The sequence below is a fragment of the uncultured Bradyrhizobium sp. genome, assembly GCF_936928535.1.
Lineage (GTDB): Bacteria > Pseudomonadota > Alphaproteobacteria > Rhizobiales > Xanthobacteraceae > Bradyrhizobium.
In genome coordinates this window covers 1-25,421 of the sequence record NZ_CAKZHY010000049.1, presented here as the reverse complement: position 1 = coordinate 25,421, position 25,421 = coordinate 1, and the positions used below count along the sequence as shown (strand labels likewise).

General features: G+C 63.4%; 22 protein-coding genes. 14 read left to right on the top strand and 8 right to left on the bottom strand.

The genetic code is table 11. The features are described 5' to 3' along the window. Positions 1-35 precede the first annotated feature (35 nt). On the bottom strand, positions 36-425 hold the full coding sequence (locus Q0687_RS05975; protein WP_298873401.1) for a LysR family transcriptional regulator: 390 nt from the start codon (positions 423-425) through the stop codon (positions 36-38). A gap of 200 nt (positions 426-625) precedes the next feature. Here Q0687_RS05975 and Q0687_RS05970 point away from each other — a divergent pair, with 200 nt between their 5' ends. The 8 genes from Q0687_RS05970 (at position 626) to Q0687_RS05935 (ending at position 9,122) form a co-directional block, all read left to right on the top strand. After that, positions 626-1,960, top strand: coding sequence for an acyclic terpene utilization AtuA family protein (locus tag Q0687_RS05970; RefSeq protein WP_298873395.1), 1,335 nt, complete (start codon positions 626-628; stop codon positions 1,958-1,960). Beyond that, on the top strand, positions 1,957-2,262 hold the full coding sequence (locus tag Q0687_RS05965; RefSeq protein WP_298873393.1) for a hypothetical protein: 306 nt from the start codon (positions 1,957-1,959) through the stop codon (positions 2,260-2,262). The genes Q0687_RS05970 and Q0687_RS05965 overlap by 4 nt, the downstream gene beginning before the upstream one ends. A gap of 77 nt (positions 2,263-2,339) precedes the next feature. Then, entirely contained in the window at positions 2,340-3,890 is a 1,551-nt protein-coding gene (locus tag Q0687_RS05960) for an ABC transporter substrate-binding protein (RefSeq protein WP_298873391.1), read from the top strand. A gap of 19 nt (positions 3,891-3,909) precedes the next feature. Then, positions 3,910-4,779: an ABC transporter permease gene (locus tag Q0687_RS05955; RefSeq protein ID WP_298873400.1), complete on the top strand. Its 870-nt coding sequence runs from the start codon at positions 3,910-3,912 to the stop codon at positions 4,777-4,779. A 2-nt stretch (positions 4,780-4,781) separates the two neighbouring features. Further along, positions 4,782-5,726 (top strand): ABC transporter permease, encoded by a 945-nt coding sequence (locus Q0687_RS05950; RefSeq protein WP_298873389.1) that lies wholly within the window; start codon positions 4,782-4,784, stop codon positions 5,724-5,726. After that, entirely contained in the window at positions 5,723-6,700 is a 978-nt protein-coding gene (locus Q0687_RS05945) for an ABC transporter ATP-binding protein (RefSeq protein WP_298873387.1), read from the top strand. The genes Q0687_RS05950 and Q0687_RS05945 overlap by 4 nt, the downstream gene beginning before the upstream one ends. Then, complete coding sequence (locus tag Q0687_RS05940; protein WP_298873384.1) at positions 6,697-7,623, top strand: ABC transporter ATP-binding protein; 927 nt, start codon at positions 6,697-6,699, stop codon at positions 7,621-7,623. Before Q0687_RS05945 ends, Q0687_RS05940 begins: the two co-directional genes overlap by 4 nt. Positions 7,624-7,625: 2 nt before the next feature. Continuing rightward, on the top strand, positions 7,626-9,122 hold the full coding sequence (locus Q0687_RS05935; protein ID WP_298873382.1) for a carboxylesterase family protein: 1,497 nt from the start codon (positions 7,626-7,628) through the stop codon (positions 9,120-9,122). Here Q0687_RS05935 and Q0687_RS05930 read toward each other — a convergent pair. The 5 genes from Q0687_RS05930 to ugpC form a co-directional block, all read right to left on the bottom strand. Beyond that, complete coding sequence (locus Q0687_RS05930; RefSeq protein ID WP_298873399.1) at positions 9,119-11,107, bottom strand: alpha-glucosidase; 1,989 nt, start codon at positions 11,105-11,107, stop codon at positions 9,119-9,121. The genes Q0687_RS05935 and Q0687_RS05930 overlap by 4 nt on opposite strands. A gap of 21 nt (positions 11,108-11,128) precedes the next feature. Beyond that, positions 11,129-11,983: a carbohydrate ABC transporter permease gene (locus Q0687_RS05925; RefSeq protein ID WP_298873380.1), complete on the bottom strand. Its 855-nt coding sequence runs from the start codon at positions 11,981-11,983 to the stop codon at positions 11,129-11,131. Further along, positions 11,980-12,924: a sugar ABC transporter permease gene (locus Q0687_RS05920; RefSeq protein ID WP_298873378.1), complete on the bottom strand. Its 945-nt coding sequence runs from the start codon at positions 12,922-12,924 to the stop codon at positions 11,980-11,982. Before Q0687_RS05920 ends, Q0687_RS05925 begins: the two co-directional genes overlap by 4 nt. 31 nt (positions 12,925-12,955) lie before the next feature. Then, positions 12,956-14,221, bottom strand: a complete 1,266-nt coding sequence (locus Q0687_RS05915; protein ID WP_298873377.1) for an ABC transporter substrate-binding protein — start codon at positions 14,219-14,221, stop codon at positions 12,956-12,958. 70 nt (positions 14,222-14,291) lie between these two features. Beyond that, the gene (ugpC, locus tag Q0687_RS05910) at positions 14,292-15,365 is read right to left on the bottom strand and encodes a sn-glycerol-3-phosphate ABC transporter ATP-binding protein UgpC (protein WP_298873397.1); all 1,074 of its coding nucleotides are present in this window, start codon (positions 15,363-15,365) and stop codon (positions 14,292-14,294) included. A 268-nt stretch (positions 15,366-15,633) separates the two neighbouring features. Here ugpC and Q0687_RS05905 point away from each other — a divergent pair, with 268 nt between their 5' ends. Then, the gene (locus Q0687_RS05905) at positions 15,634-16,638 is read left to right on the top strand and encodes a LacI family DNA-binding transcriptional regulator (protein ID WP_298873375.1); all 1,005 of its coding nucleotides are present in this window, start codon (positions 15,634-15,636) and stop codon (positions 16,636-16,638) included. A gap of 22 nt (positions 16,639-16,660) precedes the next feature. On the opposite strand, the gene rhaI is transcribed toward Q0687_RS05905, so the two are convergent. Continuing rightward, positions 16,661-17,959 carry an L-rhamnose catabolism isomerase gene (rhaI, locus tag Q0687_RS05900; RefSeq protein ID WP_298873373.1) on the bottom strand — a complete coding sequence of 433 codons (1,299 nt, stop codon included), beginning with the start codon at positions 17,957-17,959 and terminating at the stop codon, positions 16,661-16,663. After that, on the bottom strand, positions 17,956-20,052 hold the full coding sequence (locus tag Q0687_RS05895; protein ID WP_298873371.1) for a bifunctional rhamnulose-1-phosphate aldolase/short-chain dehydrogenase: 2,097 nt from the start codon (positions 20,050-20,052) through the stop codon (positions 17,956-17,958). The genes rhaI and Q0687_RS05895 overlap by 4 nt, the downstream gene beginning before the upstream one ends. Positions 20,053-20,236: 184 nt before the next feature. On the opposite strand from Q0687_RS05895, the gene Q0687_RS05890 reads away from it, so the two are divergent. The 5 genes from Q0687_RS05890 to Q0687_RS05870 all read left to right on the top strand — a co-directional run. Next, positions 20,237-21,049 carry a DeoR/GlpR family DNA-binding transcription regulator gene (locus Q0687_RS05890; RefSeq protein WP_298873370.1) on the top strand — a complete coding sequence of 271 codons (813 nt, stop codon included), beginning with the start codon at positions 20,237-20,239 and terminating at the stop codon, positions 21,047-21,049. Between the two features lie 2 nt (positions 21,050-21,051). Continuing rightward, positions 21,052-22,593, top strand: a complete 1,542-nt coding sequence (locus Q0687_RS05885) for a sugar ABC transporter ATP-binding protein (protein WP_298873369.1) — start codon at positions 21,052-21,054, stop codon at positions 22,591-22,593. Next, positions 22,590-23,576, top strand: a complete 987-nt coding sequence (locus tag Q0687_RS05880) for an ABC transporter permease (RefSeq protein ID WP_298873367.1) — start codon at positions 22,590-22,592, stop codon at positions 23,574-23,576. Before Q0687_RS05885 ends, Q0687_RS05880 begins: the two co-directional genes overlap by 4 nt. Continuing rightward, on the top strand, positions 23,573-24,565 hold the full coding sequence (locus Q0687_RS05875) for an ABC transporter permease (RefSeq protein ID WP_298873365.1): 993 nt from the start codon (positions 23,573-23,575) through the stop codon (positions 24,563-24,565). Before Q0687_RS05880 ends, Q0687_RS05875 begins: the two co-directional genes overlap by 4 nt. Before the next feature lie 49 nt (positions 24,566-24,614). After that, positions 24,615-25,421, top strand: an 807-nt coding sequence (locus tag Q0687_RS05870) for a substrate-binding domain-containing protein (protein WP_298873363.1), incomplete at its 3' end; no start/stop codon positions are given.

The window sequence follows — 25,421 nt, the reverse complement described above, 5'->3', positions numbered from 1 at the left end:
CCCGAATCAACTCCGTGCGACGGAATCAGAGATCGCTAATTAGGTACAGACCCTAGTTCTCCACCCACCACGCCCAGATCCACCTCCTCCGAGAGGACAAATTCCATCACACGGCTCGCGATCGCATCCTTGATGGTCAGCGCAACGCGCGGAAAGCGATCGCGAAAGCGCACGATGATGTCGGGCAGTATGCCGGCCGCAAACGACGGCAGCGCGCCGAGCCGAACCGAACCACCGCCGTGACGAGCGATGTCGCGCACGCCGGTCACGGTCTCGTCGAACTCCCGCAGGAGCCGCTGAAAGACCGGCACGAGTTCACGCCCCAGCCTCGTCAATTCGACGGATCGACTGTTGCGGTCGAACAGCTTGATCCCGAGCTGTTCTTCGAGGGACCGGATCTGCACCGTCAACGCCGGCTGCGACAGATTGGTCTATGCGGCCGCGCGCGTGAAGCTAAGCGTGCGCGCCACTGCAAGGTAGGCCCTGATCTGACGAAGCGAGATATCCATAAACAGACCCTATCACTGCGATCGGATAAATTCATTATACTAATTGATCGTCCGGTGTTCTTGTTGCGCCATGAGCCCGACCATCGAAGTCCGGGCCGAGGAGACGGAACCAGGGCATGCGCAGCATCAGGCTCGGAGCGGGAGCCGGCTATTCCGGAGACCGCATTGAACCGGCGGTCGACCTCGCCGCGTCCGGCGACCTCGATTATCTCGTCTTCGAATGCCTCGCCGAGCGCACCATTGCGCTGGCGCAAGGCGCACGCCAGGCCAACCCAAATGCAGGCTACGACCCGTTCCTGGACGAGCGCATGCGCGCGGTGCTCCCGGCGGCGTCTCGCAACGACACCCGGATCATCTCCAACATGGGCGCAGCCAATCCGCTCGCTGCCGCACGTCGCATTGGCGACATCGCCAGGGAGCTTGGCCTCCCATTGAAGGTGGCGGCTGTGACGGGCGACGACGTGCTCGACGTGGTCACCTCCGGCAACTGGCCGATTGAAGAAACCGGCGGATATATTCCGGATCTTCGCGATCGAATCCTATCCGCCAATGCTTACCTCGGTGTGGCTCCGATTGTAGAGGCTCTCACGGCAGGCGCTGACGTCGTCGTGACCGGCCGCGTTGCCGACCCCGCGCTTTTCCTTGCGCCACTGATCCACGAATTCGGTTGGGCGATGGACGATTGGGACCGGCTCGGCCAGGGCACGCTTGTTGGCCATCTAATGGAATGCGCAGGCCAGGTCACCGGCGGCTATTTCGCCGACCCCGGAAAGAAAGACGTGTCGAACCTTGCGCGGCTCGGTTTCCCGATCGCCGAAGTCCGTGCCGATGGCGAAGCCGTGATCACCAAGCTCTCGGGCACAGGCGGCGCCGTCACTGCGGCCACCTGCAAGGAGCAGCTGCTGTACGAGATCCACGACCCCGCCGCCTATTTCCAGCCCGACCTCATCGCCGACTTCAGCGAAGCGTCCGTCGAGGAGATTGCTCCCGACCGTGTCCGCGTCACCGGAGGACGCGGCCGGCAGCACAATGGTTCCTTGAAGGTTTCGGTCGGCTACTCCGACGGCTGGGTTGGCGAGGGTGAAATCTCCTATGCCGGACCGGGCGCCGTTGCGCGCGGACGCCTTGCGCTGGAGATCGTACGCGAGCGACTGGCCATATCAGGCGTTGCACTCAGCGACATCCGCGCTGACTTGATTGGGCTCAATGCCCTCTATCCCGGCGCGTCGCACAGCGAACCACCGGACGTGAGGATCCGGATCGCCGGACGCACCCGGAGTCAGGCAGAGGCACAGCGCATCGGTAATGAGGTGGAAACGCTCTACACCAACGGCCCGGCCGGCGGCGGCGGTGCATCGAAGGCGACGCGGCGCACGATCGGCGTGGTGTCGGTCCTGATTCCGCGTGAGCGGGCGCAGCCGCGCGCCGAGATGCTCGAGGTGACGCCATGAAGCTACGTGACGTCGCCCATTCGAGGACGGGCGACAAGGGCAACACCTCGAACATTTCAGTCATTGCCTATCGCGCGGAAGATTATCCGCTCATCTGCAAACTGGTCACCGAAGAGCGGGTGCAGATGCAATTGGCCGGACTGAACCCGACCCGCGTAACACGATATGAACTGCCCAAACTCGGAGCCCTCAACTTTGTCATCGCGGGCGCGCTCGGCGGCGGCGTGACCCGCTCGCTTGCGCTCGACGCGCACGGAAAGGCGCTCAGCTCCATTCTTCTCGATATGGATCTGGAGCCCTGACGCGGCACGTAGCAAACCGCAACTAATCAAGAAGCCTCGGCACGCACCGAGGGCACAATCGATCAGGAGAAACGTCCATGAACTTCATCTCCAAATGCGCAGCCGGTCTATTCGTCTCGGCGTTCGCGATGACCACCGCTCACACCGATCAGGCACAAGCGGCAGATTTGCGCATCGTCGTGCCGCAACTGCCGTCGGCGCTGGATCCCACGATCACGACGCTCGGCACAAATTGGCTCGTCGCCAGCAACGCCTGCGAAGGTTTGACCGGCCTCGACGACAATTGGCAGCCGCAACCGATGCTGGCCGACAGTTGGTCCTACGACGAGAAGGCTCTCACGCTGACCTTCAAGCTCAGGTCCGGCATCAAGTTCCATTCCGGTGCCGCGATGACATCCGACGACGTCGTGGCGTCACTGAAGCGTTATCGCGAGAGCGCCGGCACCGGTGCGGTATTGAAGAGCCTCACGTCCGACATCAGTGCGGAGGGCCCGGATACGGTCGTCGTCAAGCTTACGGGCCCGACCGGAATCATCCCGGGCCTTCTCACGTTGACCCCGGCCGTGATCATGTCCAAGGCCGCATTGGCGGGTAAAAGCGCGACCCAAGCCGTCGAGACGATCGACTGCACCGGCCCTTACAAGGTCACCGAGTTTCAGGCCGATCGGCAGGCGGTGCTCAGCCGCTTTGCGGACTACAAGCCGAGGGCTGAGGCAACGTCCGGCTCCGCCGGCGCCAAGAGAGCCCCCGCCGACAGAATGATCTTCATGCCGCAGGCCGAGCCATCCGTGCGGCGCGACAACGTTCTCACTGGGGCGGCCGATATCGCGACGACACTGCCGTTCGATTTCTACGCCGATTTGAAGTCCAATGCCGCGGTCCAACCCGTCGTCATCAATGACAACCAGTCGCTGACCGCCGTCTTCAATACCAAGAAGGGTCCGATGGCCAATGTGGCCATGCGGCGGGCGGTCTATTCTGCGTTGGAGATGGATTCGATCATGCTGGCCGCGGAAGGCGATCAGGCCTTCTACGTCATCGATCCGAGCTGGGTGCCCGACCGCAAGTCGATCTGGTACACGAAAGCCGGCGCTGACGGCTTTGGTACGCCGAAGAAGGACTTGGTGAAGAAGCTGCTGGCCGAGGCCGGCTACAAGGGCGAACCACTTCGCTGGCTGACATCCAAGGATTTCTACCAGGGCCACTATCTGCCGGCGCTCACGGCTCAGCAGCAACTCGAGGAATACGGCATCAAGATCGACCTTCAGGTGATGCCGGCCGCGACCTACATTCAGACGCGGTCCGACGCCGACAAGTTCGACGTCTTCTCCTCATTCCTGCCGACCTACGTCGACCCAGTCGTCATCCCCTATCTCAACGCGACCTATCCCGGGTTCTGGAACGATCCGAAGAAGGAAGAGCTGGTCAAGAAGCTGGCGACCACGAGCGACCAGAAGGCACGTGTCGAGATCTGGTCTGACATCCAGAAGCTGATTTACGATCAGATGCCGTACATCAAGTTCGGCACTGAGGCCTCGTTCTACGTCGCGCGGAAGGGCGTCGGAAATCTGCAGACGAGCCCGGCCAATACCCAGGTCTTCTACAATGTCGTGCCTGTCGCAAAGTGACGGGAGCTGTTGCGTGACGATGGCTGCAACGGACGCAATGCTTGACACGCCGCCGACGCCCGCGGGGCCCTGGCGGCGATTGCTGCGCAATCGCACTGCCGTCTTCGCGATCTCCGTCCTCGCTGCGCTTGCGGTGCTTGCCCTCGCTGCCCCCTATCTCACCAATGCCCAGCCTCTGCGGATTTCGCCGGGCATCCGTCTCAAGCCACCGCGTCCGCAGAACTGGTTCGGCACCGATCATCTCGGCCGTGACATGTTCGCCCTCGTTCTCTTCGGTGGCCGGACGTCACTCCTGGTCGGACTTCTCGTCACCTTGATCTCGATGTCGGTTGCCATCACGCTGGGGCTCGTGGCCGGCTTCTACCGACGCGTCGACATGGTGCTGATGAGGTTGGTCGACGGGCTGATGGCGTTCCCCTCGATCGTGCTCGCCACCGCCGCCGCCGGCTACCTCGGCCCGAGCGTCACCACGGTCATCGTCGCGCTCTCGATCGTGCTCATTGCACCGGTACTGCGGGTCGTGCGCGGTCAAATTTTGGTTTTGCGCGAGCTCCCCATGATCGAAGCAGCCCGCGCCGTGGGCGTGCCGGATCGACGCATCCTCGCGCGCTACCTGCTTCCGGCGATCATGTCACCCTTGCTGGTTCAGGCGTCCTTCATTTTTTCGGCGGCTGTTCTCGGCGAGGCAGCGCTCTCCTTTGTCGGGCTCGGCGTCGGCGCCAGGGATGTGAGCTGGGGCAGCGCCCTGGCGGAGGCCCGCAACTACATTCAGAATGCCTGGTGGATCGTGGTCTTCCCCGGCGCGGCTCTGGTGCTCACCATTCTGTCGCTTAACCTGCTTGGCGATGCGTTGCGCGACAGTCTCGATCCACGATTGGCGCGGAGGTAATCATGCTGCGCTTCCTCGGTCAACGCCTCCTTCTGATGATCCCGACCGTCGTCGTTCCGCTGGTCCTCGTCTTCCTGCTGCTCCGCCTCGCTCCCGGCGACCCGGCCGCGCAGATTCTCGGCGACCAGGCATCCCCCAGCGAGATCGCCGCACTCCGGTCGGAGATGGGGCTCGATCTGCCGCTGCCTGTGCAGTTCGTGCTTTGGGCGAAGAACATAGTGACGCTCAAGCTCGGCACCTCCTTCTTCTTCAAACAGCCCGTGATCGATCTCCTGCCGCAATACGCGCTCGTGACCCTGCAGATAGCGCTTGCAGCGCTGTTCCTGGCGGTGGCGCTCGGCAGTATCCTTGGCGTGGTGGCCGCGATCAACAAAGACGGAGTGCTCGACCGCGGCCTTGTCGGTGTTGCGGTGCTCGGTATTTCCCTGCCGGAATTCTGGTTGGCGCTGCTGCTGATCTTCCTGTTCGCGGTCACGCTGAGGTGGTTTCCCGTTTCGGGATACGTTCCGCCCGCCGACGGGCTGCTCGCCTCGGCAGCCACCATCGCCTTGCCGGCGCTTGCACTTGGCATCCGCCAATCGGCATTGATCACCCGCATGATGCGCTCCTCCATGCTCGACGTTCTCGGCGAGCCCTACATCGTGACGGCGCGTGCGCAAGGCCTCCCTGAGGCCATGGTGATCGGCCGCTATGCAGTGCGCACAGCCGCTATTCCCGTGGTCACCGTCGCCGGCCTTTCAGCCAGCTATCTGCTCTCGGGCGCGGTCAGCATCGAATTGATTTTCTCGCTCCCCGGCCTGGGCAAGCTCCTCATCGACGCGGTCGCCCGGCGCGACTATCCGGTCGTCGAGGGGGCCGTGCTGCTCATCGCCCTGATGCTCGCGGCGCTGAACCTGATCATCGACGTCGTCTACGCGCTTCTCGACCCGCGTGTGAGGATGGGATGACCGACCAAGCTCCGATCCTCGAGGTAAGGGACCTATCGGTGTCGCTGCCGATCTCCGGCCGCATGGTGCCCGTCGTCACCGACCTCTCGATGTCGATCTCGCCTGGCGAGGCGGTGGCGCTGGTCGGCGAGAGCGGTTGCGGCAAGTCGATGACGGCCCGCGCAATCATAGGCCTGCCGCCGCCGGGCGCGGTCGTCTCAGGCTCGATCAGGCTGGAGGGCCGCGAACTGACGACGCTCTCACCCCGGGAGCGCAGGCGCGTCGGCGGACGCGGCATCGGATTCATTTTTCAGGAGCCGATGACCTCATTGCATCCGACTCTCTCCATTGGCCAGCAGATGACGGATGCGCTTCGGTACAATCTGAATCTTCCGACCCGCGTGGCGCGGGATCGTGCACGAGAACTGCTCGCTCGGGTTGGTCTGCCGAAGGAGCGGGATCTTCTCAACGCCTACGTTCACGAGCTTTCAGGCGGCATGCGCCAGCGGGTGATGATCGCGATGGCCATCTCGTGCAATCCCAAGCTCGTCATCGCCGACGAGCCGACCACGGCCCTGGACGTGACCATCCAGGCGCAGGTGCTCGAGCTTCTCATCGCCATGCGCGCGGAGATCGGCCTCGCCATGTTGTACATCAGCCACGACCTCGAGGTCGTTGCCGAATTCTGCGACCGTGCGATCGTCATGTACGCCGGAGATCAGGTCGAGGCCGGCACGCCGGTCGAGTGCCTGAAGATGCCGCACCATCCCTATACGCGCGGCCTTGTCGATGCGATTCCCCATGCAGGCGAGGCTAGAGCCCGGCTCTCGCCGATTCCCGGCCAGGTGCCGTCGCTCGGGTCCTGGCCGAGAGGCTGCCGCTTCCAGCCGCGCTGCCCGCGGCAGGACGATCGCTGCGCAACGCGACCGGAACTCGCCACAGTCGTCCGTTCGGAGGTTCGCTGCTGGCACCCGCTGGTTGGAGAAGTATCGTGACGGACGCGCTTCTCGACGTCGCCGGATTGTCCAAGAGCTTTCATCAGGTCCATGCGGTGCGTGATGTCGGCTTCACGATCGGCCGCGGCGAGACTTTCGGCATCGTCGGCGAGAGCGGCTCCGGCAAATCCACCACGGCGCGCCTGGTGCTGCGGCTGGTGGAGCCGACCAGGGGCGTCATCCGCTTTCGCGGTCAAGACTTGGCGACACTCTCGAAGGAGGCGCTGAGGCGCGAGCGCCGGCATATGCAGATGATCTTCCAGGATCCGTTCGGCTCGCTCAACGGCCGGATGACGATCGAGCAACTGATCGCCGAACCGATGGAGGTCCATCATATCGGCGATTCCGTCGAGCGGCGCCGTCGCGTCGGGCAGCTTCTCGCTGAGGTGGGCTTGCCCGAGGCGGCAAGACACCGGTTCCCGCACGAATTCTCCGGTGGTCAGCGTCAGCGCATCGCCATCGCCCGGGCGCTCGCGACCGAGCCTCAATTGATTGTGGCCGATGAACCGGTATCGGCGCTGGACGTCTCTGTCCAGGCCCAGGTGCTCAATCTCCTGCTCGACCTGCAACAACGCCATGGCCTCGCGCTGCTCTTCATTTCCCATGATCTGCGCGTCGTGGAGTTCATGTGCGACCGGATCGCCGTGATGTATCTCGGCACTGTCGTCGAGGAAGGGCCTAAGGCCGAGATCTATGCTGAGCCGCGACATCCTTATACGCGGGCTCTGCTCGAGTCCGCGCCAGGCCGCGCGCGCAAGGGGGCGCCGCTGAAGGGTGATATCCCGAGCGCGGCAAACCTTCCCACCGGATGTGTGTTCCAATCCCGTTGCCCGCGTGCATTCGATCGGTGCACCCATGAAGCCCCGCAACCTCGCGCGGTCGCACCGTCTCATCGCGTCGCCTGTCATCTCGCGGAGGAGTAGCCTTGGATTTTGCGAGACATACACCCTATGGCCTGCTGCGCGGGCGACGGACCCCGTACGGCTCCGAATTTCTTGGCATTCCCTATGCCGAGCCGCCGATCGGTCCGCTCCGGTTCTGCAAGCCGGTCCCACGCAGGCGAGCTGCGGCGGCCGTCGATGCCACCTCACCGCGTCCCGCGCCGCTCCAGGCCATGGGCCCGAGCCTTGGCCTATTTGGCGACACCTCTCCGAAATCCGTCTCGGAGGATTGTCTTTATCTCAACGTCTGGACCCCGGCTGCCGACGAAGAACGCCGACCGGTCCTCGTGCATCTCTTCGGCGGCGGTTTTCAGCGCGGCAGCGCCACCGACGGGGTCGAGGATGCGGCCGCACTTTCGAAGAATAGTGACTGCGTCGTCGTTCGTATCGGCTTCCGCGTTGGCGTGCTGGGCTTCCTGCATCTCGGCGATGTCTGGGGCGCGCCCTATGAGGCCGGCAATGTCGGGCTACTGGATGTCGTCGCTGCACTGGAATGGGTCGCCGAGAACATCGGCGCGCTCGGCGGCAATCCGGGCAATGTCACCGTCTTCGGGATTTCGTCCGGCGCCTTCATGGCGACGGCATTGTTCGCAGTTCCGGCCGCGCGCCCCCTTTTCCATCGTGCTTTCCTGCAATCCGGCTCCGCTTCCAGAGTGTTCGATCGAGCGAGCGCGGCAGAGCGGGCGCGCGAGTTTCTCTTGGCCGCCGGCGTTGCCATCGGCGATCGCCGTGCGCTGGACGCGCTGCCGCCCGATCGCATTCTAGAGGCAGAGGCAAAGATCCTCGCCAGCGATCTCGGTGCGCGCAACGCGCCGGGCGGCCGTGCTCTCGGGATCGTCGAGGACGGCACCACGGTGGTCGAACATCCGCTCGAAGTCTTCCGTCGCGGGATCTGCCGCGACAAGCCGATTGTTCTCGGCTCGACCCGCGATGAATCGCGCATGTGGTTCTCGCTCGGCGTGATGGCGATCCCTGAGACGAGAGACGCACTGGCAGCCGAGATGGACCGCTTCTTTCCCGGCAGGGGAGCCGCGATCTTCTCGTCCTATTGCGCGCGCTACGGCGACGCTGGTCTTGCGCAACTGAGGGAGCAGTTTCTGACCGATGCGGTGTATCGCTTACCTGCCGTGCGCACCGCCTTGGCGCATGCACATTCCGGTGGGACGGCTTATCTCTTCCGGTTCGACTGGACACCCGCCGGCGAGCGGGCGCGTTTCGGGGCCGCTCACGGCTTCGACGAGCCGTTCGTCTGGGGTGTAGAGCCATCGGACAAGCTGCCGCTCATGGACGGATCACACGATGCGGCGACGGTGGCGCGGCAGATGTCCAACGCCCTCATCGCGTTCGCGCGCACCGGCGACCCAGGTTGGCAAGCTGTCGCGGCCCCCTCCCCTCTGTCGAAGATATTCGGCGGCGACACAGAGACCGCCGCATTGGACGATCTGTTATTGGCGACCTTTGACGGAGCGGACCGGCGCTAGGCGCGCAATCCCGCAAAAAGCGCCTCGAACTCGCTACCCGCCCGATAGAACACCGCCGGTTGCCCCAGCGGGGCCGCGACCGATATCTCCTGTCCGCCCGCAAACGACTGGCCGGTCCAGACGTGAATCCAGTCGATCCCTGCCGGAAGATAAAGGCTCCGTTGGTTCTGCGATGCCTGCCAGACGGGCGCGACGAGCAGATCGCGGCCATAGAGATAGCAGTCCTGAATGCCGTAGGTTCGCAGGTCGTCCTCGTGATGGAGGAACAGCGGACGTTGGACCGGAAGGCCGCGCTTCGCAGCTTCCTGAGACAACGTCCTGAGATAAGGCGAGAGATGAACGTAGATCGCAGTCATCCTGGCAAAATGCGCGAGGACCACGGGATCGCCGTCGAGCTGCAGATTGTCACGGGGCCTGTTGCCTTCATGGCTGCGCATCACCGGCGTGAAGGCCGCCATCTCGCTCCAGCGCATCAGCAACTCGGGCGTACGCACATTGCCGAACAGGCTGGTGTAGCCGCCGATGTCGGAGTGGTGGAAAGCGTTGCCGAGCAAGCCCGACGAGAGGGCGGCGCAGATCACCGTGACCAGTCCGTCATGCCTGGAAAAATCGACCGATTGATCTCCCGCCCAGAGCCAGGGGCAATGCTTCTGCGCTCCCGTGAAGCCGGAGCGCATGAAGAACACGGCCTCGCCGGTGCGGCCTCTGCTCGCCACCGCCTTCGCATTCACTTCCGCCCAGAGCACCGGCCAAAGGTTGTGCGCGAGCCGTGCATCGACGCCGCTGGCGAGACGCACATCGACCGGCAGATACTCGCCGAAATCGGCCATCCAGCCTGATAGCCCATAGTCGAGCATTTGCTTACCGATGATGTCCTCGGAGAACCACGCCGCGGCGTCCGGATTGGTGAAGTCGACGGTGCCGCAGTGAAACTCGCCGAAGTCGATCAGGGCGGTTCGTCCTGAGGCGTCCTTGACGAGGTAACCGGCCCTCTCGGCCTCCTCGAACAGGACGCCGTCATTGGCGAGATATGGGTTTACGTAACCGAGGAAGCGGATGCCCTGGTCGTTCAATTCGGCGATGCGCTGCCGCAGGCCCGGATAACGCGTCTCATTGGCCTTCCAGTCCCAGAACAGCCGCGCGCCAAACGCCGTCGGCCGGATCCCGACCCAGTCCTCGCACCAGAGGCCTGAGACCTTGACGCCGGCCGCGCGCATGGCCGCGAGACGAGCGAACGAGTTCGCACCGTCCTTGAGCCCGACGATTGCGCCACTGTAGATCCACTCCGGAAGCGGCGGCTGGCGGCCGAAGCGAGCGGACAGCATCTCCACCAGCGCGACGAAGGTCGGCGCGGCAAACAGCTCGATGCTCTCGGGGATGACCCAGACCTCGATCTCGTGGAACGACGGCTCGCGAAAATCAAAGACGCTATACGCAGATGTTTCGACGTGAAGTGCATAGCGCGCCGAGGAGATGTAGGTCGGTTGCGGATAGTTGGTGTGATAGTAGTCGCCGCCGGCGTGGCCCGTGGCATCGGCCTTGAAGGTGATCTCGGTGGTCTTGTCGCGCCCGACGCCAGGCTCCGAGCTCCACAACGGAAACCGCCGCCCGCGCAAGTCGAAATAGGAGAACTGTTCGCCGCCACCCCAGACATGCTCGTCCAGGTCGGCGACGATGCGCAGCCAGAGCCGGTTCACGGTCGGATCGAGCGAGCGCAGCCTCAGCGCGTTGCCTTCGAGCGTCACTGCGAGGCGCGGAGGCTGCTCCTTGGCCGCGGACAGCAGGATCGTATTGCCATCGATTGCGGCATAGGCAAGCGGACAGCGTTCGGCCAGGCGGTCCTCGATTGCGAAACGACCGCGATGCATTTTGATGGTGTCGTTGCCTTGGCCGACGAAGAAGCAGGGTGTTGCGGCGCTGTGGGCGAGAATTGGGCGGCCGGAGATGGAGACCGCAAAGCCGGACGGGGTGGTCTCGAGTTTCAAGTTCATTGGTCCTGCCTCAATTCAGCCCTTGATCCCGCCTGCGGTCAGCCCGGATACGACGCGCTCCTGGAAGATCACGATCAGAATCGCGACGGGCACGATGCCGACGACGAGCGCGGCCGAGATCACCGGCCAGGGAAACGCAAACTCGCCCTGATAAAGCTGGATGCCGACCGGCAGCGTCCGCAATCCCGGATTGGAGTTGAACGACAGCGCCAGCAAGAATTCGTCCCAGGCGTTTACGAAGGCGAGGATGCCTGCGGTGAAGACACCGGGCGCCGACAGCGGCACCACCACCCTGAACAGCGCACCAAACCGCGTGCAGCCGTCGATCATTGCGGCATTCTCCAGATCACGCGGGATGCCTTCAAAGAAGGACGTCAAAACCAGGGTGCACACAGGCAGGCTGAGCACGGTGTAAGGCAGGATCAGCGCGGTCCAGGAATTAAGGAGGTTGAGCGCGCGCATGATCTCGAACAGGGGGACAAGCAGCGTCACCAGCGGAAAGGTCGAGACTGCGATGATCACGGACATGATCAGTCCCCTGAACCGCAGGTTCAATCGCGCGAGCGCATAGGCGGCAAGCACCGAGACCAGCAGCGTTAGCGCGGTCGAGAGCAGCGCCACCATGAAGCTGTTGAAAAGAAAGGTGAGCAACGGCTGGTCGGAGAACGCCTGGACGTAGTTGCGCAGGGTCGCGGCATGCGGAAGCCAGGTGATTGGCTTTTGCGTGAGCTCCGCTTCGGTTTTGAACGACGTCAGCAGGATCCAGAGCGCCGGGAACAACCCGTTCACGACCAGAACGAAGGCGGCGATCAGCCGTAGTGGTTTACCTGACAAGGCCGAGCCGATCCCGGAACTGACGGTCGCGCTCATGATGCAGTTCCGCCGCCGCGGATCATACGCAGGTAGAGCGCCGTGACGCACATCGACAGGCCGAACATCACCACTGCAAGCGCCGATCCGTAGCCGAGGTCGAGGAACGACACGGTGTTCTGGTGAATGTACATGGCGAGCGTCGCGGTTTCAGTGCCGGGACCGCCGCCCGTCATCATGTAGGGGATGTCGAAGGTCTGCAGCGCGGTGATTGTGCGGAAGATCAGCGCGACCACGATGGTGGGCTTGAGCAGCGGCAGCGTGATCTCGAAGAACTGCCGCACGCGCCCGGCGCCGTCGACGTCGGCCGCTTCGTAGAGCGAGCGCGGAATGGTCTGCAAGCCCGCGAGAATGATCATCGCCATGAAGGACGAGGCCTTCCAGATGATGGCAAGGCAAATCGCGGCGAAGGCAAGCCGCGGCGAATTGAACCAGATCACACCGGGCAAGCCGATCCGGTTGAGCACATCATTGACGACGCCGTACTCGGAATGGAAGAACCAGCCGAAGATCAGGCCGGCAAAGGAGAGCGGCAGCGCCCAGGGGATCAGCAGCGAGAGCCTCACCGACCATTTCATCCGGAATGGCAGGTTGGCGAGCAGCGCGAGCGCGAACCCGACAAGGAGCGAGCCGGGCACGGTGATGAGCGTGATCAGCACCGTGTTCCAGGTCGCCTGCCAGAACACCGGATCGTCAGGCATCTGCCTGAAGTTCGCGAGCCCGGCGAAACGCGGCGGCAAGCCCGACGTCAGCGACAGGTCGAGGAAGCTCGTGTAGATCAGCCGGCTCACCGGATAGACGATCATCACGCCGAGCAAGATTGCGGCGGGCGCCAAAAGGATCACGGCAAGCGTGGTGTCATCCGGATCAGACCAGCGCGCCAGCCATGGACGCCGCGCGGTCGCGCGGGTGGCCCGCTCCTTCAACGTCGATGTCGTCATCAGGTCCGATCCGGATTGCGCAACAAACGCTTTAGCGGATGATCCGCTTCAGTCGCGCCTCGATCTGGGCGGCGCCGTCCGCCGGCGTGGTCGCGCCGGCAAGCACTGCGTTGACCGTGGTCCGGATCGCTTCACTGACCTCGTTGTAGCGTGGCGTCACCGGCCGCGGCTTTGCCGTCTCGACGATGGCTTGCGCATCGGCGAACCACGGCACCGCCTTGGTCACATCTCCGTCCTTGTAGAGCTTGCCATAGGTCGGCAGCAGCGAGCCGTTGATGGCAATGTATTTGGAGACTTCAGGGCTCGACAGATATTCGACCAGCTTCTTCGCCTCATCCTGATGCTTGGAAAAGGCGGAGACGCCCCACTCCCAGCCGCCGAGGCAGGTCGCCTGCTCGCCGCCCTTGATGGCCGGCAGCCGGGCAACGCCGACCTTGCCGGCGACGGCGGATTCAGCACCCTGCGACATCGCCCATGCATAGGCCCAGTTCACCGCGAAGAGAACGTTGCCGCCCTGGAACTCCTTGCGCGTATCGTCGGTCGCCACCTCGGCAATGTTCTTCTTGGCGACGCCGCTGTCGGCAAACCCCTTCCAGAGCGCGAGCGATTTGGTCGCGGCGTCGCGATCGAAATCGAGCTTGCCGTCTTTCGTAACCACCTTGCCCTGGCTCCAATACGGCACGAGGAAGGTGCAGACCGCGCCCTCGATCGCCTTGCCCTGGAACGACAGACCCTGAAGGTTCGGATTCTTCTCGCCGTCCGTGACTTTCTTCGCGGCGTCCGCGAGCTCGTCCCAAGTCTTCGGCGGCTGCAGCCCGTATTTGTCGAGCAGGTCCTTGCGATAATAAAGGAACATGGAATCGGCAAAGGCGGGCAGCGCCACCACTTTGCCGTCGACCGTGTTCGCCTCGGCATAGGCGCGCAAGTAAGCCGACATGTCGGTTGCGATCGGGCTGGTCCAGCCCGCGGCCGCAAATTGCGCTGGCCTGATAACGTCGAGCATCAGGACGTCGAGCGAGGAGTCCTTGGCGGTGAGCACCGTGTTGAGATATTGGGCCTGCATATCCGAGGTCGTGCCGCCCAGCTCGATATTGACCTTGATGCCGGGATTGCGCGCTTCGTATTGATCGAGCAGCGTGCGCCAGATGGCGGGCTGTCCCTGGCTGGTGACGAAGACTTTCAGCGCGGTCTCAGCGGACGCGCCGGTTGCGAATGTGCATGCTGCTGCTCCGAGCAGCCATCCAGTTAGCCCTGCCGTCAGCCTTGCCGTCAGCCCTAGAATGCGTCCTACGCTCATGCCGTCCTCCCGGAACAATTGCCGCTTATGCGCGGCTTGACTTGTCGTTGATAGTCTCGCTGCGCACCGTCTACTGCAAGGCGCGCCCCGTCTGTGCATCGAACAAATGAATTTTTGCCGGGTCCAGGCCCAGCTTGATGGTCTCGCCGGCTTGCGGGCGCAGTTCGGGCGGCAGCCGCGCGGTCAATGTCGCCCCGCCCACCGCAAAATGCACCAGCGTATCTGAGCCGAGTGGCTCGACGACCTGAACCTGGCTGTTCAGTCCTACGTCGGACGCCGCCGGCGTGAAATGCTCGGGCCTGATGCCGACGATGAATTCACGCCCGTCAGCCGCGGATAGTTGTGTGCTAATCACACCCGAAAGCGGCAGACGGTTGCCGTCGGCAAAATCGAGATAGCCCTGGGCGGCTCTGGCCTTGGCAAAATTCATGGACGGCGCCCCGACGAAGCCACCCACAAAGACGCTCGCCGGCTTGTTGTAGACCTGCTCGGGCGTGCCGATCTGCTCGATGTCGCCGCCGCGCAGGATAACGATTCGATCGGCCAGGGTCATCGCCTCGACCTGGTCGTGGGTAACGTAGACGATGGTGGTTCCGATCGTCTGGTGCAGCCGCTTGATCTCCGTACGCACCTGGCCGCGCAGCTTTGCGTCGAGATTGGAGAGTGGTTCGTCGAACAGGAACACCTGCGGCCGCCGGACGATGGCGCGCCCCATCGCAACCCGCTGGCGCTGACCGCCGGAGAGCTGTCCGGGTCGCCGGTCGAGCAGATGGGTGATGCCGAGCATCTCGGCTGCGTCCCTGATCTTGGCGTCCGCATCCGCCATACTTGCGCCGCGCACCTTGAGACTGAACCCCATGTTCTCGCGCACAGTCTTGTGCGGGTAGAGCGCGTAGTCCTGGAAAACCATCGCAATGTCGCGCTCGCGCGGCGGCAGATCGTTGACGATGCGGTCGCCTATCCGGATCTCGCCGCCACTGATGCGCTCGAGACCGGCGATCATGCGCAGTGTGGTCGACTTGCCGCAGCCGGACGGACCGACCAGCACAACAAACTCGCCGTCCATGATCTCGAGGTCGATCGCCTTGACGACACGAAACGTGCCGTAGCTTTTCTCAAGCTTGCGCAGGCTGACCGACGCCATGAGCCCTGTCTCCCGTCCCGGCGGTTCTTGAAGCCGCGGTGAGCTTATAATAGCGCTGCGATTCAAGGAAAGCAACGAGGTAGCGATGCCAGCACAGGTCAGCGAATTAGCAGTTGGCTCTATGCCATATCTAATTGAATAGAATAACCATATCGTCCGATAGGCAGAACGTGGTTGTATCATCCCAAAGCTTCGGCTACATAATAGCGCTATTATTCTAATCACTCGAAAAATGGCGGCACCTAAGCCCATACGCACCCGGCGCAAGATGCAGCGGGTCACGATCATGGATGTGGCGGCACGCGCAGAGCTGTCGCCTTCCACGGTGTCCCTCTATTTCAGAAAGCCCGATGCGGTCTCGGCGGCGGCGAGCGAAGCGATCGCACGCGCCATCGACGCGCTCGACTACGTGCCGAACCTGATGGCCGGTGGCCTGGCGGCGGCCTCATCGCGCGTCGTGAGCATCATCGTGCCGTCCGTCCGCAATGCGTTCTTCGCCGAGACCGTCGCGGCCCTGCAGGACGAGCTCGGCAAGCAGCGGCTGCAGGTGATGCTCAGCCACACCGAGTACAAGGAGCACGACGAGGAGAATCTTGTCCGCACCGCCCTATCCTGGGCCCCCGCTGCTGTCGTCTTGACAGGCCTCTCGCATAGCGCCGCAACACGCAGGCTGTTGCGCGATAGCAAAGTCCCAATCGTCGAGATCTGGGAGCTCGGTTCCACCACCATGGACATGGCGGTCGGCTTTCACCACGACCAGGTCGGCCAGACCGCTGCGTCGCATCTCATCCAGCGAGGACGCAAGCGATTGCTGTTTCTTGGCGCGCGCCTGCACGAGGATCGCCGCGCCGCGCGGCGTGCCGAGGGCTTCCTCGAGACGGCGCGCAACGCGCCTGGAGTTACCGCTGATATCATCCAGCATCCGGCGCCGGCGAGCGCCGAGGTCGGCGGCATGTTGCTCAATGAGGCTGTCCATCGCTTTCCGGACGTGAACGGCATTGCCTGTTCCAACGATCATATCGCCCTCGGCGTGATCTTCGAATGCCAGCGGCTCGGCATTGCGATCCCCGAACGCTTGTCGGTGGTGGGCTTCGGCGACCTGAGTTTCAGCGCAGCTGCAAATCCGTCATTGACGACGATCCGCCCTCCCGGCGATCTGATCGGGAAGGAAGCCGCGCGGCTGATCATCGCACGGATCCTGAACTCCGACGCGCAGCCGAAACAGGCTGTGATCGACACGCGCTTCAGCCTGCTCCACCGGCAGAGCAGCTAGTGTCTCTCGAGAGATCATCTTCCTAGACAATGCCCGCCGAAGTACCGCCAACAACGGGACGCTCCCTCGCTTTTTGCGCCCGATAGCCGGAGGCGCGATAGGCCGCAAGGGGGGCTATGGCTCCGCCGGCCCGCATGCGGGCAACGGCGAGGAGCGGCGAGACGTCGGTGGTGAAGGCGCGCTTCAATTCGAGATGAGCACCGAGCGCGTCATTCGTACCCTGCGCCGCTTCAAGAGCGGCGCGATCGACGACCAAAGCCTGCGCATAAGCGCGCTGCAGCTCGATTGCCGATTGCATCAGGCTCTCGATCGGATCGGTCACGTTGTGCGACTGGTCGATCATATATGCGGGCGCGAAGCCTTCCGCTTTGCGACGCTCGGCGTCGATCAGCTCGTTGAAGACGAGAAACAGCCGGAACGGCTCGACTGAGCCGCTGTCGAGATCGTCATCGCCATATTTTGAATCATTGAAATGAAAGCCGGCGAGCTTGTTGAAGCGAACGAGCCGAGCCACGATCTGCTCGATGTTCACGTTCGGCGCATGATGGCCAAGGTCGACCAGGCAATGCGCCTTGGGCCCGAGTTCCTGCGCGATCGCAAAACTCGTGCCCCAGTCCGAGATCACGGTGGAGTAGAACGCCGGCTCGTAAAGCTTATGCTCAAGAAACACCCGCCAGTCTGCGGGCAGTGCCGGGACGATCTCACGCATCGCGTCGATGTAGCGGTCGAGCGCCCTTGTCAAATTCGACTGCCCTGCAAAGTTCGAGCCGTCGGCGATCCAGACGGTCAGCGCCTTCGAGCCGAGCTTTCGGCCGATATCGATGCATTCGACGTTATGGGCGATGGCCTGCGCGCGCACACGGGCATCGGTATGGGAGAGTGAGCCGAACTTGTACGAAAGCTCCTGCCCCGGCTGATCCTGGAAGGTGTTCGAGTTGACCGCGTCGAAGGCAAGGCCATGGCTCGCGGCCTGTTCCTGCAAGGCGGCATAGTCGTCGACCTTGTCCCACGGAAAGTGCGGCGAGATCGTCGGGGTGGCCCGCGCCATCCGCTGGATCACCGCGCAATCGTCGATCTTCTCGACGATATTGCGCGGCTCGCCCGGCCCCGGAAATCGGGCAAATCGCGTGCCCCCTGTGCCCACGCCCCAGGTCGGAATGGCGACGCCGAAGGCCATCACCTTCTGCACCAGGGCGTCCGCGTCGATCCCTCGCCGGGCCAGCGCGCGCTTCAGGGCGTCGTAGTCTTCGGTGGTCGCGCCTTCGAGCCGCGCATTGTGCTCGGCGATGAAATCCGCGCTGATCGAGAACGACGTGCTCATCGGGTGAAGGCCTGGGCGTTGCCGGCATCGACATTGAGAATGTTGCCGGTTGATTTGGCCGACAGGTCTGACGCGAAGAAATAGATACCCTCGGCGATGTCCTCGGGAAAGACCGATAGCTTGAGCATCGAGCGCTGGCGGTAGACTTCCTCGAGCTGGTCTTCGGCAACCTTGTTGGACGCCGCGCGCTGCTGGCGCCATTCGCCCTCCCAGATCTTCGAGCCGCGCAGTACCGCGTCAGGATTGACCGTGTTGACGCGGATGCCGTGCGCTGCGCCTTCCAGCGCGAGGCAGCGGGCGAGATGGATCTCCGACGCCTTGGCGGCGCAATAGGCGGAAGCACCCGCCGAAGCGGCAAGGCCGTTCTTCGAGGCCACGAAAATGATGGCGCCGCCGATGTTCTGGCGCTGCATCAGCCGGAACGCCTCGCGCGAAACCAGGAAATAACCCGTAGCGAGAATGTCCATGTTCTTCTGCCAGAGCCCAAGACTCGTATCCTCGACAGATGAGGCCGAGGCGATCCCGGCATTCGAGACCACGATGTCGACCCCGCCGAAGGCGCGCGCAGCCTCTTCGAACGAGCTAACCACCGCCGCCTCGTCGGTCACATCGAGCTTCACGCCGATCGCAGCGTCGCGGCCATGGCGTTTCGTAATCGCGGCAACGCGCTCGTTCAGCGCCTTCTCGTCGATATCGGCAATGATGAGGCAAGCGCCCTCGCCGAGCAGCCGCTGCGCAGTTGCCCCGCCAATGCCGCCGGCACCGCCAGTCACATAGGCGATCCGCCCGGCGAGCGATTTCGGCTTGGGCATGCGCTGGAGCTTGGCCTCCTCCAGCAGCCAGTATTCGATGTTGAAGGCCTCCTGTTCGGCGAGGCCAACATAGGCACTGACGCCGGAGGCGCCGCGCATGACATTGATCGCGTTGACGTAGAACTCGGCCGCAACGCGCGCCGTCGCCTTGTCCTTGGCAAAGGTGAACATGCCGACCCCCGGCACGAGATACACAACCGCGTTGGGATCGCGCATGGCAGGTGAATTCGGATGCTTGCAGCGTTCGTAATAGGCGGCGTAGTCGCGCCGGTAAGCGACGAGGACGTCGTCGAGACCAGCGATCACCTCGTCGAGATTGTCGCGCACGGGATCGTAGGGCAGCAGCAGCGGCCGGATCTTGGTGCGAAGAAAGTGATCCGGACAGGAGGTGCCGAGCGGCGCCAGCTTCGTCAGCGCGCTGGAATTGACGAACTCCAACACCTCCGGCGCATCAGTGTAATGGCCGATCTTTCGCTCATCGGCGGAGATCTTGCCGCGGATCAGCGGCATCAACCTTGCCGCGATCGCGCGGCGCCTGTCAGGTGCCGCCGTCTGGACCTTGGCACCACCGAAAGCCGGCTTCCGTTCATGCGCGGCGAGCCAATCGGCAGCCTGCTGAATGACGCGCAAGGTCATCTCGTAACAGGCTTTCGACGTCTCGGCCCAGGTGAACAGCCCGTGGCCGCCGAGCACCACACCGACATAATCAGGGTGACGCGCGGCCATCTCGCCGAGTTTCAGACCGAGATCAAAACCGGGCCGCTGCCACGGCAGGAAACCGAGCTTACCGCCGAAAATCTCGTGGGTGAGGCGCTCGGCGTCTTCAGAGGCAGCAATGGCGATGACGGCATCGGCATGGACATGATCGACGTGCCGGTGCGGCACAAAGGCGTGCAAGGGCGTATCGATCGACGTCGCGCGCGGATTGAGATCGAAGGTGCAGTGATTGAACAAGGCCACCATCTCGTCCTCATGGGCGAGACCACGATAGAGGCCTTTCAGACCCTCGAGCTTGTCGAGGTAAAGCGTCGAAAATCCGTCGCGCTTCATCGAGCCGATGTCACCGCCTGAGCCTTTGACCCAGAGCACGCGAACGTTCTCGCGCGTCAGCGGATCCTTCATCTCGATCTTGGCCGAGGTGTTGCCGCCGCCGAAATTGGTGATGCGCAGATCGGCCCCGAGCAGGTTCGAGCGATAGAGCAATTGATCTGCTTCATTGAGCCCGGCGGCGTGCGCGTCGTCCCACAGATTTGGCAGGGGCGTGGCCGCAACCTCGCTCATGACGCATCCTCCCTGTGCTTGATCTCCCGGCAGCTTAGGCTACGGATTCAATCAAGGTCAATCACCGACACTCACCATCGCGACGCAATATGATTGATGCAGCGCGATATTGATTGATTGTGACGGATTGCAGTTGACCGGTAGCCGAGAGCGTGACCTATTTACGGGCAAAAGGGAGGACGACGTGCACGAGCGGGAACGCTGGCAGGTCATCAAGGCACTCTTGCGCGAGCGATCGCTGGTGCGCATCGCCGACGCTTGTCGCGCGACCGGCGTCTCCGAAGCCTCGATACGGCGCGATTTCGCCAGGCTCGCCGAACAAGGTGTCGCGATCAGGGTGCACGGTGGGCTGGAGGCGCTGCCGGACACCGCCAACGCACCGGGCGACGTCCTCTCCCTTGCCACGCGCTCCTTCGACGTCAGCCAGACGCTCAATATCGACGCCAAGCGCGCCATCGCGAAGGCGGCCGTCGCTCTCTGCGCCGATGGTGAGACCATCATCATCAATGGCGGCACGACCACGTATCAGATGGGCGAGTATCTGCGCGAGCGCCGCCTGAAGGTGTTGACCAATTCCTATCTGCTCGCGGACGCGCTCATCCACACATCGAAATGCCGCGTCGCGTTGCCGGGCGGCGAGGTCTATCGCGAGCAGGGCATGATCGTCTCTCCCTTTGAAGAGGACGCGATCCAGCACTATTCGGCGACGCGGATGTTCATGAGTGCGATCTCGATCGGACCGCTCGGCGTGATCGAAGGCGATCCCCTGCTCGCCCGCGCCGAATCCAAGCTGCTGAAGCGTGCCGACAAGCTGATCGTGCTTGCCGATTCCTCCAAATTCGTCTCGCGCGGCAGCCTCGTCGTCTGTCCACTCGCACGCATTGACACGCTGATCACCGATTCCGATGCGCCCGGCGACGCACTCGACATGCTGCGCGGACACGGTGTCCGCGTCGTCGTCGTCGATGCGAGCGCTCAAACCACTGCGGCGGCGTGACCATGACAACGGACCCGCATAGCAAAACCCCTACAACATCGCTTCTGTCGGTGCGCGCGGTCGAGAAGGCCTTTCCGGGCGTGCGAGCGCTGTCAGGCGTCTCGTTCGACGTTGCCGAAGGCGAGGTCCACGCCTTGCTTGGCGAGAACGGCGCCGGCAAGTCGACGCTGATCAAGATCATCTCCGGCGTGTTCCCGCCCGATCGCGGCGAGGTGCTTGTGGACGGCAAGCTGGTCGACCTCGCGCGGCCGGACGATGCCCGGCGCGCCGGCATCGCCACGATCTATCAGGAGCTGTTGCTGTTCCCGGAGCTCACGGTCGCCGAAAACATCTTCATGGGACATGCGCCGCGCGCCGGCCTCGGCAGGATCGATTGGCGGGCGATGCACGAGAAAACGAATGCGCTGCTCGCCTCGCTCGAGATTCATGATTTGCAGGCCGACCGCGTCGTCGGCTCTCTCAGCGTCGGCAATCGTCAGCGCGTCGAAATCCTGCGCGCCCTGTCGCAGGACGCGCGTATCCTGATCATGGACGAGCCGACCGCGGCCCTAACCGAGTACGACGTGACGCGGCTATTCGACATCGTGCGCAAGCTGAGAGCCCGCGGCGTCGCCGTGATCTATATCAGTCATCGACTCGATGAGATTTTTGCGATCGCCGATCGTGTCACGGTGCTGCGCGACGGCGCGCATGTCGCAACCCGGCGCGTCGCCGAGACGGATGCGGCCGGGCTCGTCCAATTGATGGTCGGCCGCAGGCTCGAAAGCCTGTTCCCGAAGGTCACAGTTCCGATCGGCAAGCCGGTGCTGGAGGTGAAGGACCTCGAGCGACGGCCGCTGACGAGGAGCGTTTCGCTCACGGTGCGGGCCGGCGAGATCGTTGGCCTTGCCGGCCTTGTCGGCTCGGGTCGCAGCGAGCTGGCGCAAACCATTTTCGGCGTCACGCCGGCCGAGGGCGGCGAAATCCGGATCGACGGGCAGAAAGTCGACATCCGCTCGCCCGCGCAAGCCCGATCCCTGGGTGTCGCCTATGTTCCCGAGGATCGCGGCACGCAGGGCCTGGTCCGGCCGATGACGGTACGCGAGAACTTCAGCCTCGCTGCGCTCGGCAAGGTCGCATTCGGCGGCTTCATCGATCGCGGCGCCGAACGCAGGCTCGCCGGCGACGGCGTCAAGCGCTTTGCGGTCAAGACGAGCTCGCTCGAGCAGATCGCGGGCAAGCTCTCAGGCGGAAATCAGCAGAAGATCGTGCTCGGCAAATGGCTCGCCAATGGACCGAAGCTGTTGATCCTCGACGAGCCGACGCGCGGCATAGACGTCGGCGCCAAGGCCGAGATCCATCGGCTGATGGGCGAGCTTGCGGCCCAAGGGCTCGCCATCCTGATGATTTCGAGCGAGCTGCCCGAGGTGCTCGGCATGAGCGACCGCGTGCTCGTGATGCGGGAAGGCCGTATCGTTGCCGAATTCTCGCGCGAAGAAGCAACCCAGGAATCGGTTGGTGCGGCGATGATGGGCAGCCATCAAAACGCGGAGCAAGCGGCATGACGGCACTCACCTTGGCCGGCGCCGGGGCTGATCCGCGACGGCGGCTGAAGGTCCTCGCCTCGCAGGAGGCATTGCTCGCGATCGCGGTGATCGGCCTTGCCATCGCCGTCGGTCTTTACAATCCGCGCTTTCTGGCGGTGCGCAACCTTTCCGACGTGCTGCTCGGCAACGCCTACATCGCCGTCGCCGCAGTCGGCATGTCGATGGTGATCGTATCAGGCAACATCGATATATCCGTCGGCGCGTTGATCGGCGTCCTGGCGACGATCAGCGGCACTCTGGCCGTGAACGGCGCGCCGATCGTGGTCGCCTGGCTGGCAGCACTCGTTGCCGGCGTTGCGGTGATGGCCTTGCAGGGCGTCATCATCGCCTATCTGCGCATCCCGGCGATCGTGGTGACGCTCGGCATGCTGTCGATCCTCAAAGGCGGCCTGATCAGCGTCACCGGGGGCAAATGGATCACAGACCTGCCCGACAGCTTCCATCTCGCCGACATCGAATTCTTCGGCATGCTGCCGTTTCCGGTTTTTCTCATGATCCTGGTGACGATCCTCGCCGCGCTGTGGATGCGCTATTCGGCATCGGGCCGCGCGATCTATGCCGTTGGCGGCAACGCTGAAGCGGCGCGGCTCTGCGGCATTTCGCAGCCGCGCACGGTCGTGATGGTCTTCGCGCTGCACGGCCTCTTTGCCGGGGCGGCCGCCCTGCTCTACGCAACGCAGCTGCGCGTCATCCAGTCGACCGTGCCGCCCAATCTCGAATTGACGATCATCACCGCCTCGGTCGTCGGAGGCGTCAGCATTCTCGGCGGCGTCGGCACGGTGGTCGGCTCGACCCTTGCGGCCGTCCTGATCGCCGAGATTGCCAGCGCGCTGGTCTTCATCGACGTCTCGCCCTACTGGATCCGCGCGGTGCAAGGCGTTCTCATCCTCGTGACCGTGATTGCCGACATTCTGCGGCGCCGGCGCATGGCCGGAGCATGAGCGCCATGAGCGAAATCCCCCTCCCCCAGGTCGCCAAACGCGTCGTGCCCTGGTGGCTGATCCGCCACGAGACGATGCTCGCGCTGATCCTCCTCATCGCGCTGATCGGGCTCGGAAGCTTGAACAACCGTTTCCTCACGCTCGACAATCTGCTCAATCAAGGCAGGCTGACGACAGAGGTCGGGCTGATCGCGCTGCCGATGACCTTCATCATCATCACCGGCGGTATCGATCTCTCGGTGGGCTCGATTGTCGGACTCTGCGCCATCCTGCTCGGCTATTCCTGGAAGGTCTTCGGCTTTCCCCTGCCGCTGGCAATGTGCTTCTCGTTGCTCGTCGGTGCGGCGGCGGGATTCCTCAACGGAATCGTCATCACCAGGGTCAAAGTGCCGCCGCTGATTATGACCATCGCGACGCTCGCCCTCTACCGCGGGCTCGCCGAGGGCATCAGCCAGGCGCGCTCGGTGCGCGGCTACCCTGAATGGTTCTACTTCATCGGCCAGGAAAATCTGTTCGGTGTGCCGGCGCAGCTCTGGCTCCTGTTGATCGCGATCGTGGTCTCGGCAATCGTCCTTGATCGCACAACGTTCGGTCGAACCCTCTACGCAATCGGCAACAACGAGACCGCCGCGCGCTTTTCGGGGTTGGCGGTCGATCGCGTCAAGTTGATCATCTACACGCTGTCGGGCCTCATGGCAGGCCTTTCCGCCTGTGTTCTCGTCTCGCGCGTGACCACGACCCGCTCGGATATGGGGATCGGCTACGAACTGGACGTGATCGCGGCGGTGGTGCTCGGCGGCACAAGCATATTCGGAGGCGTTGGCACCATCTGGGGTACCGTGGTGGGCCTCGCGATGATCCAGCTGCTGAAAAACGGGCTGGCCCTGACCGGCGTCAAGGGCGACGCGACGATCGTGGTCATCGGCGCGGTCCTTATCCTTTCAACTCTTGTGGCGAGTTCGCTCCAGCGGAAACGCGAGGGCGTTTGACGGCGTGTCTAGCCGCAAAAAAGCGGCATCAAAATGGGAGGAAAACAAGATGAAGCTCGGATTAGCTGCTGCATTCCTCGGCGCGACGCTGCTGGCCGGAGCGGCCTCGGCGGCGGACAAGAGATGGGACGGCGCGGACGACCTGCCGGTCAATCCGCTGGCCTGTTCGGCCGGCGAAGCCAACGCCGCGCCCGCGGCCAAGCCTTATGACGGCGGCAAGCCGACAAATGCAGCCGACAAGGCCGGCAAACCGATCACGCTGGTCGACGTGCCGAAGCTGATCGGCATCGGCTATTTCAACGCGACCTCGAAAGGCATGCAGGACGCCGCCAAAGCGCTCGGCAACGTCACCGTGAAGACTGACGGCCCGACCGAGGCCAAGATCGACGAGCAGATCAAGTTCATCGACAATTACATCACCAGCGGCGTCGACGGCATTCTTTTCGCCGCCAACGATCCGGTGGCGATCGCGCCCGTGCTGAAGAAGGCGCTGTCGAAGGGCATCCACGTCGTCGGTTACGACGCCAATTCGACGCCGGATGCGCGCGAATGGTTCGTCAACCAGGCCGAATTCAACGGCATCGCCAAGGCGATGATGGACTCGATGGCCAAGGAGGCCGGCGAGGACAAGGGCTTCGCGATCGTCACCTCGACTTTCACGACGCCGAACCAGGCACGTTGGATCGCCGAAATGTGGGCCTACGCGCAAAAGTGCCATCCCAAGCTGAAATGGCTGGAAACCGTCGAGGCCCAGGAGGACAATAACCTGTCCTTCAACCAGGCGACGACGCTGATCAACAAGCATGGTGACAAGCTGGCTGGCCTGTTCGGCATGACCTCGGTCGCAACGCCCGCT

Coding starts and splice junctions, on each gene's coding strand:
- Q0687_RS05970 (WP_298873395.1), top strand. CDS start 626: ATGCGCAGCATCAGGCTCGGAGCGGGAGCCGGCTATTCCGGAGACCGC.
- Q0687_RS05965 (WP_298873393.1), top strand. CDS start 1,957: ATGAAGCTACGTGACGTCGCCCATTCGAGGACGGGCGACAAGGGCAAC.
- Q0687_RS05960 (WP_298873391.1), top strand. CDS start 2,340: ATGAACTTCATCTCCAAATGCGCAGCCGGTCTATTCGTCTCGGCGTTC.
- Q0687_RS05955 (WP_298873400.1), top strand. CDS start 3,910: ATGGCTGCAACGGACGCAATGCTTGACACGCCGCCGACGCCCGCGGGG.
- Q0687_RS05950 (WP_298873389.1), top strand. CDS start 4,782: ATGCTGCGCTTCCTCGGTCAACGCCTCCTTCTGATGATCCCGACCGTC.
- Q0687_RS05945 (WP_298873387.1), top strand. CDS start 5,723: ATGACCGACCAAGCTCCGATCCTCGAGGTAAGGGACCTATCGGTGTCG.
- Q0687_RS05925 (WP_298873380.1), bottom strand. CDS start 11,983: ATGAGCGCGACCGTCAGTTCCGGGATCGGCTCGGCCTTGTCAGGTAAA.
- Q0687_RS05920 (WP_298873378.1), bottom strand. CDS start 12,924: ATGACGACATCGACGTTGAAGGAGCGGGCCACCCGCGCGACCGCGCGG.
- Q0687_RS05915 (WP_298873377.1), bottom strand. CDS start 14,221: ATGAGCGTAGGACGCATTCTAGGGCTGACGGCAAGGCTGACGGCAGGG.
- ugpC (WP_298873397.1), bottom strand. CDS start 15,365: ATGGCGTCGGTCAGCCTGCGCAAGCTTGAGAAAAGCTACGGCACGTTT.
- Q0687_RS05905 (WP_298873375.1), top strand. CDS start 15,634: ATGCAGCGGGTCACGATCATGGATGTGGCGGCACGCGCAGAGCTGTCG.
- rhaI (WP_298873373.1), bottom strand. CDS start 17,959: ATGAGCACGTCGTTCTCGATCAGCGCGGATTTCATCGCCGAGCACAAT.
- Q0687_RS05895 (WP_298873371.1), bottom strand. CDS start 20,052: ATGAGCGAGGTTGCGGCCACGCCCCTGCCAAATCTGTGGGACGACGCG.
- Q0687_RS05885 (WP_298873369.1), top strand. CDS start 21,052: ATGACAACGGACCCGCATAGCAAAACCCCTACAACATCGCTTCTGTCG.
- Q0687_RS05880 (WP_298873367.1), top strand. CDS start 22,590: ATGACGGCACTCACCTTGGCCGGCGCCGGGGCTGATCCGCGACGGCGG.
- Q0687_RS05875 (WP_298873365.1), top strand. CDS start 23,573: ATGAGCGCCATGAGCGAAATCCCCCTCCCCCAGGTCGCCAAACGCGTC.